This is a genomic window from Ruegeria sp. AF8 (assembly GCF_056541825.1).
The window spans coordinates 261,206-273,306 of the sequence record NZ_JBQFYW010000004.1 but is presented as its reverse complement, the minus strand read 5'-3'; the positions used below and the strand labels follow the sequence as shown (position 1 = coordinate 273,306).

Annotated in this window: 14 protein-coding genes and 1 riboswitch; of the genes, 8 read left to right on the top strand and 6 right to left on the bottom strand. The window is 64.0% G+C overall.

Annotation, left to right across the window (positions count from 1 at the left end; translation table 11 throughout):
• Window positions 1-12: 12 nt before the first annotated feature.
• The gene (locus tag ACR0AO_RS10210; RefSeq protein WP_480603036.1) at window positions 13-783 is read left to right on the top strand and encodes an HpcH/HpaI aldolase family protein; all 771 of its coding nucleotides are present in this window, start codon (window positions 13-15) and stop codon (window positions 781-783) included.
• A gap of 10 nt (window positions 784-793) precedes the next feature.
• Here the strand turns inward: ACR0AO_RS10210 and ACR0AO_RS10205 are convergent, their stop codons facing one another.
• The gene (locus ACR0AO_RS10205) at window positions 794-1,945 is read right to left on the bottom strand and encodes a DUF3095 domain-containing protein (protein WP_480603035.1); all 1,152 of its coding nucleotides are present in this window, start codon (window positions 1,943-1,945) and stop codon (window positions 794-796) included.
• A 126-nt stretch (window positions 1,946-2,071) separates the two neighbouring features.
• Here ACR0AO_RS10205 and ACR0AO_RS10200 point away from each other — a divergent pair, with 126 nt between their 5' ends.
• From ACR0AO_RS10200 to ACR0AO_RS10190, 3 genes are all read left to right on the top strand, one after another.
• Entirely contained in the window at window positions 2,072-3,244 is a 1,173-nt protein-coding gene (locus ACR0AO_RS10200) for an MFS transporter (RefSeq protein WP_480603034.1), read from the top strand.
• 28 nt (window positions 3,245-3,272) lie between these two features.
• Window positions 3,273-4,307 carry a glycosyltransferase family 4 protein gene (locus ACR0AO_RS10195; protein ID WP_480603033.1) on the top strand — a complete coding sequence of 345 codons (1,035 nt, stop codon included), beginning with the start codon at window positions 3,273-3,275 and terminating at the stop codon, window positions 4,305-4,307.
• A gap of 113 nt (window positions 4,308-4,420) precedes the next feature.
• Entirely contained in the window at window positions 4,421-5,443 is a 1,023-nt protein-coding gene (locus ACR0AO_RS10190) for an aspartate-semialdehyde dehydrogenase (RefSeq protein ID WP_480603032.1), read from the top strand.
• Between the two features lie 59 nt (window positions 5,444-5,502).
• On the opposite strand, the gene ACR0AO_RS10185 is transcribed toward ACR0AO_RS10190, so the two are convergent.
• Complete coding sequence (locus ACR0AO_RS10185) at window positions 5,503-5,895, bottom strand: hypothetical protein (protein ID WP_480603031.1); 393 nt, start codon at window positions 5,893-5,895, stop codon at window positions 5,503-5,505.
• A gap of 178 nt (window positions 5,896-6,073) precedes the next feature.
• Window positions 6,074-6,251, top strand: a riboswitch (cobalamin riboswitch).
• Between the two features lie 44 nt (window positions 6,252-6,295).
• Between ACR0AO_RS10185 and bluB the strand changes: the two genes are divergently transcribed.
• Entirely contained in the window at window positions 6,296-7,063 is a 768-nt protein-coding gene (gene bluB, locus ACR0AO_RS10180) for a 5,6-dimethylbenzimidazole synthase (RefSeq protein ID WP_480603030.1), read from the top strand.
• A gap of 60 nt (window positions 7,064-7,123) precedes the next feature.
• On the opposite strand, the gene ACR0AO_RS10175 is transcribed toward bluB, so the two are convergent.
• On the bottom strand, window positions 7,124-7,774 hold the full coding sequence (locus ACR0AO_RS10175) for a carbonic anhydrase (protein ID WP_480603029.1): 651 nt from the start codon (window positions 7,772-7,774) through the stop codon (window positions 7,124-7,126).
• 149 nt (window positions 7,775-7,923) lie between these two features.
• Here ACR0AO_RS10175 and ACR0AO_RS10170 point away from each other — a divergent pair, with 149 nt between their 5' ends.
• The 3 genes from ACR0AO_RS10170 (at window position 7,924) to ACR0AO_RS10160 (ending at window position 10,493) form a co-directional block, all read left to right on the top strand.
• Entirely contained in the window at window positions 7,924-8,313 is a 390-nt protein-coding gene (locus ACR0AO_RS10170; RefSeq protein ID WP_480603177.1) for a hypothetical protein, read from the top strand.
• Window positions 8,314-8,376: 63 nt separating this feature from the next.
• On the top strand, window positions 8,377-9,759 hold the full coding sequence (locus ACR0AO_RS10165) for a leucyl aminopeptidase family protein (protein WP_480603028.1): 1,383 nt from the start codon (window positions 8,377-8,379) through the stop codon (window positions 9,757-9,759).
• Window positions 9,756-10,493: a C40 family peptidase gene (locus tag ACR0AO_RS10160; protein ID WP_480603027.1), complete on the top strand. Its 738-nt coding sequence runs from the start codon at window positions 9,756-9,758 to the stop codon at window positions 10,491-10,493. The genes ACR0AO_RS10165 and ACR0AO_RS10160 overlap by 4 nt, the downstream gene beginning before the upstream one ends.
• A 6-nt stretch (window positions 10,494-10,499) precedes the next feature.
• On the opposite strand, the gene ACR0AO_RS10155 is transcribed toward ACR0AO_RS10160, so the two are convergent.
• The 3 genes from ACR0AO_RS10155 to ACR0AO_RS10145 all read right to left on the bottom strand — a co-directional run bounded on the left by ACR0AO_RS10155 (window position 10,500) and on the right by ACR0AO_RS10145 (window position 12,044).
• Window positions 10,500-10,850: a DUF2794 domain-containing protein gene (locus tag ACR0AO_RS10155; protein WP_480603026.1), complete on the bottom strand. Its 351-nt coding sequence runs from the start codon at window positions 10,848-10,850 to the stop codon at window positions 10,500-10,502.
• A 79-nt stretch (window positions 10,851-10,929) separates the two neighbouring features.
• Window positions 10,930-11,370: a YqfO family protein gene (locus ACR0AO_RS10150; protein WP_480603025.1), complete on the bottom strand. Its 441-nt coding sequence runs from the start codon at window positions 11,368-11,370 to the stop codon at window positions 10,930-10,932.
• Window positions 11,370-12,044: an ArsR/SmtB family transcription factor gene (locus tag ACR0AO_RS10145; RefSeq protein ID WP_480603024.1), complete on the bottom strand. Its 675-nt coding sequence runs from the start codon at window positions 12,042-12,044 to the stop codon at window positions 11,370-11,372. The genes ACR0AO_RS10150 and ACR0AO_RS10145 overlap by 1 nt, the downstream gene beginning before the upstream one ends.
• Window positions 12,045-12,101 lie beyond the last annotated feature (57 nt).

Below are 12,101 nucleotides of genomic sequence, written 5' to 3'. Positions count from 1 at the left end.
GAGAGGCCCGTTATGCCCGCACCAACCAACCGTTTCAAACAGGCCCTTCTGGGCGGCGACCGACTGATCGGCTGCTGGATGAGCTTTGCCGAGGCCACAACCGCCGAGATCATGGGCACCACCGGGTTCGACTGGCTGGTGATCGACGGCGAGCACAGCCCCAACGGCATCCGCGCGATCCGCGACCAGCTGGTGGCGCTGGCGGCCAGCCCCTCGCACCCGGTGGTACGGGTACCGGTGGGCGAAACCTGGATCATCAAGCAGGTGCTGGACGCGGGCGCGCAGACCATTCTGGTCCCCATCGTGGAAAGCGCCGAGCAGGCCCGCGAACTGGTGCGCGCCTGCCGCTATCCGCCGACGGGTGCGCGCGGTGTAGGGGCGACGGCAACGCGGGCCACGATGTTCGGAACGGTGGGCGAGTACATTCAAACCGCCGACGCCGAAATCTGTCTGCTGGTGCAGGTCGAGAACCGCGCCGGGATCGCCGCGCTGGACGAAATCCTTGAGGTCGAGGGTATCGATGGCGTGTTCATCGGCCCGGCGGATCTGTCAACGGATATGGGGTTTCAGGGCGACAGCGCCGCGCCCGAGGTGCGCGCCGTGATCAGCGACGCCATCACCCGGATCAGTGAGGCCGGGAAGGCCCCCGGCATTCTGGGCACCAGCGACGAAGCGGCGCAGGCCTATCTGGACATGGGCGCGCAGTTTCTGGCGGTGGGCATCGATGTGCTGATGCTGGCCCGGAGCGCCCGCGCGTTGTCGGCCAGGTGGAAGGCGAAATAGGCCGGGGCGGTCAATCGCGCATCGTGGCGGCGGCCCGGGCATAGCCACCCGAGGCGCCGTCGATGAAATGCAGGTGGTCGTCACGCGTGGCCGAGGGCACGATACAGGTCATCATCGCCTCGTCCTGCGCGTGCAGACCATAACGGATCTTGCCCTGCGCCCGTGCCTCTTCCAGAAGCCGCTCGATGCGGTCGCGCGATGCCCGATCGCAGTCGAGCGTCATTTTCAGCCCGTCATCGAATTTGCGGAAATCAGTATTGAGGGTGACCATGCGCCGGTAGTGGCGGGGGTCGAAAGAGCCGAGATTCAGCCCCGTCACGAACAACAGCCAGATCAGCAGGTTCTGCCCGAGCAACAGCAGTTTTTGGACCGTCAGGTTGCCGCCGCCACGCGACACGTGGGCGTCGATGCTCAGCCCCGGCGGCGGCCAGCGCAAAGGCGGGCCGGAAACCGCCACCGGATGCCCGCCGCGCTCCAGGCCCGACGAGGCCTGAACGATCCGCCGCGCCAGATCGGCAAAGTCGCGATCCGTGGCGCGAGGGGTCGGCTGGATGACGACCGACACGATCTGCCCGTGCTGCGTACGGCTGTTGGCCCAGCGGCAGGACAGCCCGGTCAGGTCGGGCCGCGCGCCGGGTTCGGCGGGGAGCACAAGGTATTCGCCCGACTTCATGCGCGCCTCGGCCCAGATGATGCCGCCGCCCGAGAACATGGCATAGTCAACGCCGTCAGAGGCTGCGTAGCGGGCCACCCGAACGTCGCGGCCATGGGCGCGGATATCGCTTAACGGCACCAGGGCGGCACGCAGCGGGATCGCAAATTCCTCTTCCGCCCAGCGCCGCAGGTTCGCCAGTACCCGGCGCGCACGCGGTGCAAGGTTGCCCGGCACGGCAAAAGCTGCGCCATCGCCGCCGAAGACGAACGGGAGCGGCTCGTCCGGCATCTCGTTCATCATGGCCGAGATCACGGCGGCGCCGACGGTGTTCACGGTCTTGTAGCGGCCGCGTCGGATTTCCCCGGTGGAATCGACGATGTCCGCGACGCCCACATGCCAGTCCGCGGGCAGCGGTGTGAATCGCGCGGGCTCGGCAAGCTCAGCAAAATCGCGCACCGGCGCGAGCGCCGCATAGAAATCGCCCTGTTCGCTGATGACTGCCCTCATTCCCTGCATGCAAATTAAAATAGCGCGATTGCGGCGATGACCAGTGGGCGCGAACAGATACGCGCGCTTGTGCATACCGGCGGGACGTGTCAACCATCCTTAACAAGACAGGTATCGGAGCGGATCATGCAGGCTGGCTTGGTGGTTTTGTGTCTGGCCTATGTGCTGAGCCAGTTCTTTCGGGCCTTTCTGGCAGTTCTGACCGCCGATCTGGGCCGCGATATCGGCGCCGCGCCGGACGATCTGGCGGCTGCCTCGGGGCTTTGGTTCCTGACATTCGCGGCGATGCAGATCCCGGTCGGCTGGGCGCTGGACCGGATCGGACCGCGCCGCACGGCGGCGGTGTTGCTGTTGTTGGGCGGCGGCGGAGGTGCGGCCCTGTTCGCGTTGGCGGCAGCGCCCGTTCATGTCAGCCTTGCGATGGTGCTGATCGGGGTCGGCTGCTCGCCGGTTCTGATGGCGTCATACTATATCTTCGCGCGCGAATTTCCGCCGGCAAAATTCGCCACGCTGGCTGCGGTGATGCTGGGTGTGGGTTCGGTGGGCAATCTGGTGGCGTCATACCCGACCGCATTGGCGGTGGAATTGATGGGGTGGCGCGCCACGCTGGCGGGGCTGGCAGTGATCTCTTCGGGCGTCGCGGTGGGCATCTGGATGACCGTGCACGACCCCGAGCGGATCGATACGGAGCAGAAAGGATCGGTACTGGACCTGCTGAAGGAACCCCGGCTGTGGGCCATTCTGCCGCTGATGCTGGTCGCCTATGCGCCATCGGCGGCGCTGCGCGGGTTGTGGGCGGGGCCGTATCTGCGCGATGTCTTCGACCTGAGCACGCCGCAGATCGGGCAGGCGACGCTGATCATGGGGGCGGCGATGATCGCGGGCACCTTCAGCTATGGGCCGCTGGACCGGATCTTCGGAACCCGCAAATGGGTGGTTCTGGGCGGCAATGCCCTGGGGGCGGCGGCACTGGGGCTGTTGTGCCTGTGGATTGGCCACGCGGTGTGGTCCTCGGTCATGCTGATGGCGGTGATCGGATTCATGGGCGCGTCTTTTCCGGTGATCATGGCACATGGCCGGGCCTTCGTTCCGGCGCATCTGGTCGGACGGGGTGTGACGCTGCTGAACCTGTTCGGCATTGGCGGCGTCGGCCTGATGCAGTTCGCCACCGGCCGGATGCATGCGGCGGCGGCCGATGTCAGCGTGACTGCGCCCTATGTGACCATTTTCGGCTTTTTTGCGGTCGCGCTTGGCCTTGGTTGCGCGGTATACCTGTTCAGCCGCGACAGTATCGACTGACCGGCGGCAAACGGATCGGGAGAGACCAGTGAACGACGTGCGTGTCATCGCCCCCAACCTGAAACGCAGGCTGTCCGGCGTCACCGCGACGATCGCGCGGCTGGTGCCGCTGCAGGCCAGGCGGATCGACATCGCCGCCACCGGCCCCGGCCTGCCCGATGACATTCCGCATATCCCGCTGGCGAAGGTGCCGTTCCTGCCGCGCCGGTCCCTGCGGGTCTGGCACGCGCGGCGGAATACGGAAATGCTGCTGGGCCTGATCCTGCGCGGCCTGTTCCGGATGCGCCTGAAGCTGCTGTTCACCAGCGCCTCGCAGCGGCGGCACACCGGCTATACCAAGTGGCTGATCGGCAAGATGGACGCGGTGGTGGCGACCTCGCGCAAGACCGCCGGGTATCTGGAGCGGGATGCGCGCGTGATCATGCACGGGATCAACCTGCAGGACTTCACCCCGCCCGAGGACCGCGCCGCCATCCGGGCGCGGCTGGGGCTGCCCGGAGGGCTGCTGCTGGGCTGCTATGGCCGCATCCGGCACCAGAAGGGCACGGACGCTTTTGTCGATGCGATGATCGACCTGTGCGGGCGCTTCGACGATGTGTCGGGCATCGTGATGGGGCGGGCGACCGAAAAGCATGTGGGATTTCTGAACGATCTGAAACGGAAGGTGGCCGAGGCCGGGCTGGCCGACCGTATCCTGTTCATGCCCGAGGTCACGGTGGACAGGATCGCGGAATGGTATCAGGTACTGGACCTGTTCATCGCGCCGCAGCGTTGGGAAGGGTTCGGCCTGACCCCGCTGGAGGCGATGGCCTGCGGCGTGCCGGTGGTGGCCACGGATGTGGGCGCGTTTTCCGAGATCGTGACCGATCCGTCGCTGGGCCGCGTCGTGGCGCCCGATGACATAAAGGCCCTGGCCGATGCGGCAGCCGGGATGCTGGCGGACCGCGATTCTCTGACAAGTTCCGGGACCGCTGCCCGAACTCATGTCGAACGCCATTTTGATATCGAAGGCGAGGCAAAAGCGCTGGTCGAGGTGTATCAGGGCCTGCTGTCCGGGGGCTGAGACACCGCGCCACGCCTCAAATCAGCACCGGCAGGGCAAATACGGCGCCTATACCCCTTTCTTCTCGGACAAACGGTGCTATGAACGCGCGTCCTTAACTTTGGAGACGGAAAATGGGCTATCGCGTCGTCGTCGTCGGCGCCACGGGTAACGTGGGCCGCGAAATGCTGAACATCCTGGCCGAGCGCCAGTTCCCCGTGGACGAACTTGCCGCACTGGCAAGCCGCCGTTCGCTGGGCACCGAAGTCAGCTTTGGCGACAAGACACTCACCACCCAGGATCTGGCCACCTTTGACTTTACCGGCTGGGACATGGCGCTGTTCGCCGTGGGCTCGGCCGCGACCAAGGATTACGCACCCAAGGCGGCGGCGGCGGGCTGTGTGGTGATCGACAATTCGTCGCTCTATCGCTATGACCCCAAAATCCCGCTGATCGTGCCGGAAGTGAACCCGCAGGCGATCCACGACTACAAGAACAAGAACATCATCGCCAACCCCAACTGCTCGACCGCGCAGATGGTTGTCGCGCTGAAGCCGCTGCATGACCGCGCCAGGATCAAGCGCGTCGTGGTTTCGACCTATCAGTCGGTTTCCGGTGCCGGCAAAGAGGGGATGGACGAGCTGTGGGATCAGACCAAGGCCGTCTACAACCCGATCAACGAAGTTGAGCCGAAGAAGTTCCAGAAGCAGATCGCCTTCAACGTCATTCCGCATATCGACGTCTTCATGGAAGACGGTTCGACCAAGGAAGAGTGGAAGATGGTGGCCGAGACCAAGAAGATCGTGGACCCCAAGATCAAGGTCACCGCGACCTGTGTGCGGGTGCCGGTGTTCGTCGGCCATTCCGAGGCCGTGAACATCGAGTTCGAAGAGTTTCTGGACGAGGACGAGGCCCGCGACATCCTGCGCGAGGCGCCGGGCATCATGGTGATCGACAAGCGCGAGGCCGGTGGCTACGTCACGCCGGTGGAATGCGTCGGCGATTTCGCTACCTTCATCAGCCGCATCCGTCAGGATTCGACCATCGAGAACGGCCTGAACCTGTGGTGCGTCAGCGACAACCTGCGCAAGGGCGCGGCCCTGAACGCGGTGCAGATCGCCGAGCTTCTGGGCCGGGAAGTACTGAAAAAGGGTTGAAACCGGTTGGATGTGGAATTGCAGAAGGCGATACAATGTGTCGCCTTCTTTGCTATTGTTTACAGCCCGAAAAACCCACCGCTTCGAATCGATATGCTGGCCCACGTATAGCCAAAGAAGTTTGCAAAGATGATCCAGGCGAACCTCGGGTACCTTTTGTAGAAAATAATCGCTATGAACATGCCGCCGAATACGACGACGTGATACAGAAACGCGAACAGCAGCGCGGGCAGGAAATTCGATGCTGTTTCCGGGGTAAAGCTGGGATCGTTTATTGTTTTCGCCGCCAACCGCATGGCGAACCCTGTGACAACACAAATTGCACCTGAAACGATCCTATAGGTTGCGGTTATCCCCGGCTTGGTCCGACCTCTGTTTTGCCTTGTTCTTTCGACGTTCGCGTCCGAAACACGCGTGCCTTCAACGGCATGGCCATAACTATGACGAGCCATAACAAATCCCTCTTAAACAATCACAGGAAGAAATGCTAACGCGCGCCACAATGGCGCACAAGTTCTTGCCTCGACTGAAGCGGATCGAACCGTCCAAACTGGAGGAGCCTGTCAAGCGGCGTACGCAAGGCCAGGGAAAACGCGCCTCTTTTTCGTTGACTGCCCTGCATGGGTGTCTAGTGTCCGCCCACCTTTCGGTGCCCGCCTGTCGGGAGAATCGGGAACGCGGTGCAAACCCGCGACGTGCCCAACGCTGTAAGGGGGACTGTGCGGACATGAACCACTGGCCTTGGCCGGGAAGGGGTTCGCACGGGATGATCCCGAGTCAGAAGACCGGCCGAGAGGGATGGCGCGGTCCGCGTGGACGGCGGGCGGCGCGGGACCATCCAAGGGGACTCCGATGGCCACCATTCCAGAACCGGCGCTGCTGGCGCCCGATGCCTTTAACAAGGCGAGCCGCGAAGCGGTTTATCGTACTATCCTGACCCGCCGCGACACCCGAGGTGATTTCCTGCCTGACCCAATACCCGAGGACCGGCTGAGTCGTGTCCTGTTGGCGGCGCATCATGCGCCGTCTGTGGGTTACATGCAGCCCTGGGATTTCCTGATCCTGCGCGACCGCGGCACCCGAAAGCAGGTGCATGACCTTTTTGCCGAGGCCCATGCCGAGGCGGCGCTGATGTTCTCGGGCGAGCAGCGCGATACTTACCGAAAGCTGAAACTCGAAGGTATCCTTGAGGCGCCGTTCAACATCTGCATCACTTGCGACCGCAGCCGTGCCGGGCCGGTGGTGATCGGCCGCACCCATATTCCGATGATGGACATGTTCTCGTCGGTCTGTGCCGTGCAGAACTTCTGGCTTGCGGCGCGGGCCGAGGGGCTGGGCGTCGGCTGGGTTTCAATTCTTGACAATGACGCGCTGAAAGAACTCCTGAACCTGCCCACGGATGTCATACCTGTCGCGTATCTTTGCGTCGGGCTTGTTCGAGGATTTCACGACAGGCCTGAGTTGGAAAAGGCCGGCTGGCGTCCGCGCCTCGCCGTCGCGAACCATGTACACCATGATCAATGGGGGCAGACCGGCACCGATGCGGGGCTGACCGAACGCCTGTGCGCAGATCAGGCGTCGATTGCGGACGGGACATTTTTGTCACAACGGCTGGACTGACCGCAAAGGCATGTTCGGGCACCGGTGTACGGTGCCCGGAAAACTTCGTTCCCTGATATCTCAGACAGGTACGAACTTGCCTGCCGCAGGATCGTAGCACTGCAGCCCACCCGCGCCGATATCGGTCCACAGGCCGTGAATGCTAAGGCTTTTCTCCTGGACGGCAGAGGCCACGAACGGGAAGGTCATCAGATTTTCCAGCGACGCCACCACCGCCTGCTTTTCGAACTGCCGGGCCTGTTCGGTGCTGTCCTTGAGATCCGCCACCAGATCGTATTTCGGTTTCAGGATATCCATCCAGCGGCCGACAAAGCTTTCCTTGGCCTCAAGCTGTGGGGCCTGCCCCTTGCACATGTCGATGCAGCCCTGAACGCCGCCGCATTGCGAATGCCCCAGCACGATCAGGTGCGCCACCTTGAGCGCGGTGACCGCATATTCGATCGCCGCACTGGTACCGTGATGGTCGCCATCCGGCGCATAGGGCGGCACCAGGTTGGCGATGTTGCGGTGGATGAAGAATTCGCCCTGATCGGCCCCGAAGATCGAAGTGACATGCACCCGGCTGTCGCAACAGGAAATCACCATGGCGCGCGGATGCTGGCCTTCGCTGGCCAGCGTGCGGTACCAGGCCTCGTTCTCGGCATAGGTGGTGGCCTTCCAGCCGTGGTAGCGCTTGGTCAGGTAATTTGGCAGAGGTTTAGCGAATTCCATTCCTTTGATCCCCGAAGATTTCCGTGCTGCAGGGTGATCTAATCCGAATTGAAACAAAATTCGAGACATTATCTGCCTCCCCGGAAACCATTTGCGAACTACTGTGGCCTCAGGATGCCGTCGTGCCGTGGGGGTGCGAAATGATTGGGGTGAACGTGGTGGAAAAAGTGATCACACTCGTTCAGAGGGAGTCCGTGCGTCTGGATCCAGACCCTCTGGGCAATCTTTATGATCAACTGGGCGACTCGGGTGCCGAGGACGTGCTGTGCCGGGCCATCGAGGAGCTGGCCCTGCGTCTGTCGGGTTGTGAACGGATGTGGCGGCAGCGTGACTGGCCGGGTCTGCGCAGGGCCGCGCGTTCATTGGTGGCAATTGCCGAACAGGTCGGCATGACCGCGCTGGTCCGGGTCGCCGGCGATGTCACCGAAGCGGTGGATGCGGACGATCAGGTCGCCGCCAGCGCCACGCTGTTCCGGCTCATCCGGGTTGGAGAGCGGTCATTGACCGCGGTTTGGGATCAACGGAACCTTTCCGTCTGAAATGGCTTGCAGGTGGATCGGCGCGGAGTAGTCTGGGCCACGATTCAACGATGCGAGCCGCTCATGACCCTGTCCTTTGCCCCGCCTTCCGACGATGCCCTGCACCTGCATGTGATCGCACAGTCCGAGCTGGACACCTGGCTGGAGGCGCAGGACACCGAGATCCGCAGATGGGTCGCATCCAACGGCTTCACCGGGGCGTTGGGGCAGACGCTTCTGGTTCCGGGCGGCGAGGGCGCGGTCCGGTTCGTGCTGGCCGGATACGGCGACGCGGCCAAGCGGGCGCGCAAGCGTTTCCCGCTGGCCGCCGCCGCAGAAAAACTGCCCAAGGGCGACTATCGCATCGTATCGGGCCTCAAGAAAGAGGAGGCGGCCAACGAGGCGCTGGGATGGCTGCTGACCGGATATGCCTTTGACCGTTATAAGTCGCAATCTCCGGCCGGGGCCCTGCTGGTCGCGCCCGACGGTATCGACGCCCGCCGGATTGAGGCGATCGCGAATGCCGAAACCCTGATCCGCGATCTGATCAACACACCGGCATCGGATATGGGGCCGGAACATCTGCAGACGGCAGTCGAGGCGCTGGCCGGCGAGTTCGGCGCCAGCTGCGAGACCGTGACAGGTGACGACCTGCTGGCACGGAATTTGCCGATGATCCACGCCGTCGGGCGCGCCGCCCGGCAAGCACCAAGGCTGATCGAGATGAACTGGGGCAACAGCGGGCCGGGCCTGACGCTGGTCGGCAAGGGAGTTTGTTTCGATACCGGCGGGCTGGATCTGAAACCCGCCGCGGCCATGGCGCTGATGAAAAAAGACATGGGCGGGGCCGCGAATGTGCTGGGGCTGGCGCGGATGATCATGGCGCTGCAGTTACCGATAAGATTGCGGGTTCTGATCCCGGCGGTGGAAAACTCGGTGGCCGGAAACGCGTTTCGGCCCGGCGATATCCTGACCTCGCGCAAGGGGCTGACGGTCGAGATCAACAACACCGACGCCGAAGGGCGGCTGGTGCTGGCCGATGCGCTTGCCCTGGCGGACGAGGACAAGCCGGATCTGGTGATCTCGATGGCGACGTTGACCGGCGCGGCGCGCGTGGCGGTGGGGGCCGATCTGGCCCCGTTCTATACCGATGACGACGCGGCGGCGCAGGTTCTGGTGCAGGCGGCATCAAGGGTGGCCGACCCGGTCTGGCGGATGCCGTTTCACGAACCTTATGAAGAGATGATCGAGCCGGGCATCGCCGATCTTGACAATGCGCCGTCGGACGGTTTTGCCGGGTCGATCACGGCGGCGCTGTTCCTGCGCCGCTTCGTGAGCAACAGCGCCTATATGCATTTCGATATCTATGGCTGGCAAAAGGCCAGGGCGCCCGGGCGCAGCAAGGGGGGGTTTGGGCAAGGCCCGCGCGCCTTGCTCGAGGCGCTGCCCGAGTTGCTGAAATCATGAACGGGCACAGCGTTCACGTGCCGGTGGCGGATCTGCTGCGCGAACCCGACGGCCCCCGCGATCGCCAGTTGCTTTATGGCGATCCGGTAAGGATCGAAGAGGTGGCCGGAGTGTGGAGCCGGATCACATCCGAAAAGGACACCTATCCCGGCTGGATCCGGTCGGAGGTGCTGGGCGACCCGCAACGGCCCACCCACTGGGTCGCGGCACCGGCAACGCATGCCTATTCGCGGCCTGACATGAAAAGCCCCGAACGCATGTCCCTGAGCTTTGGCAGCAGGCTGGCGGCCCGCGCGGAAAGCGGCGGTTTTGTCGAAACCGACGCGGGGTATGTGCCTGCGGTTCATCTGGTCGAGACCGGAACGAAGTATGACGATCCCGTTGCGGTCGCGGCGCTGTTTCTGGGCACGCCCTATCTGTGGGGCGGCAACAGCCGGTTTGGCATCGACTGTTCGGGGCTGGTGCAGGCGGCGACGCTGGCCTGCGGCATCCCCTGCCCCGGCGACAGCGGCGATCAGGCACGTGCCCTGGGCACGGACCTGCCTGTGGGAACCACGCCGCAACGCGGTGATCTGCTGTTCTGGAAGGGCCATGTGGCCTGGGTGGCGGACCCCGAGACGCTGCTGCACGCGAACGCGTATCACATGGCGGTTCAGTACGAACCGCTGGACAGCGCGATTGCCCGGATCAAGGCGCAGGGCGACGGCCCTGTCACGGCGCACAGAAGGCTCTAGAGCGCTTCAGCCGTTGTCGACCGGCCGGATCAGCTTGCGTTCCAGCACCCGCAGTACCGTGCGAAGGTCGTGGCCGCGTTTCAGGATACGCCCGTCCATCCCCACCACCGAGTACAGCCCCTGCCGCTGGCGCAGCCGGGGGTGTTTTTCCACACGATAGATCGGATGTTCGGCGGTGCGCCGGAAGATTGAGAAAACGGCCATGTCGCGCAGGTTTGAGATACCGTAGTCGCGCCACTCTCCCACAGCCACCATCCGGCCATAGACAGAGAGGATCAAAGACATTTCGCGCCGGTCGAACGCGACCTGCATCTGGGCCGGGCCCGCAGCAAACGGGCTGGGAGGCTGCATGTTCATAACTTCAGCCTTGCCGGATTTTCGCGCCAAATCAAGCCTTCAAACCTGCAATCGCCGTCAGTTGACGCCGCGAGAGCACTCAGCGGCGATGCTCGGCGGGCACCCAATCGGCGGTTTCCCGGTTCCAGAACCGGTTCGGATTGTCCTCGTCCATGCCCCGAATATGCAGCGTTCGCAGCGCCGGAATGATCTGAATGACCGGTTCTTCATAAGGGTGGGCATGGTAGATGGCGCGCAGGATGCGTTCCAGCCGCGCCGGCGTGGCGCTGGTGAAGACCGAGAGTTCGCGGCACGTCACCGTCACGGCATCCTGCGTTGCCGCATTCCTGCCGCCCGGCAAAGAGCGGAACTGCTGAAGCCCCAGCCCGGAAAAGGCAACCTGATCATAGTCGCCGTATTCGAGCGGGTCCTCGGCCAGAATGGCTTGCAGCACCCTGTCGCAATCCGGCTCGGGGATCTGAATCAGAATCCGGTGCCCGGCTTCGGTGGCGAACCGTTTCGAGACGAGGCGCGGCAGCATCACGCGGTCTCCGGAAGGAGGCCGAGGATCTGAGCGAATGCCTGTGTTCCGGCACCGGTGAGGATCAGCCCGCGCTCGGCCCGTTTGCGGCGCAGCCAGCCCTGTTCCAGCGCATGTGTCAGAAGCTGCCGACCGACCGGCCCGGCCACATGGGACTTGCGTTCTGTCCAGTCCAGGCAGGGCCGGGCCAGGGGCGCGCGGCCCACCAGCCGGACACCCAGTTTCTGCCAACGCTCCGAAGGTTGCGGGTGGAACACGGCGCCGTCCCGGACGAGGTCGCCTGTGGCCAGCAGCGCAGCGGTGATCCGCACCCCCAGCCGCCCGGCCAGATGGTCATAGCAGCTGCGCGCCTCCAGCATGCGCACGCCCTTGCGCTGCTGAGCGCGGTAAAGATGATCGCCGGGCGCAATCGTGGCAAGGGTTTCCAGCGTCTCGGCCACCTCGGCGCACGCGATCCGGTGATAGAGGCAGCGCCCGCTGCGCTCGGCCACGATCAGACCGGCCTGTTCCAGCTTGCGCAGATGCGTGGTGGCGGTTTGCGGCGTGATCCCGGCGGCGCTGGCCAATTCCTTGTTGGTAAAGGCACGACCGTCCATCAACTCGCACAGCATCCGGGCGCGGCTGGCATCGGCAAGGGCGGAACCGAGAATATCGAGGCGCGGGGTCAGGGTCATGCCGCAAGCCTAGCGCCAGGGCGGGCCGGGTCACAGGGAAAACAGTTCGGTGATTGC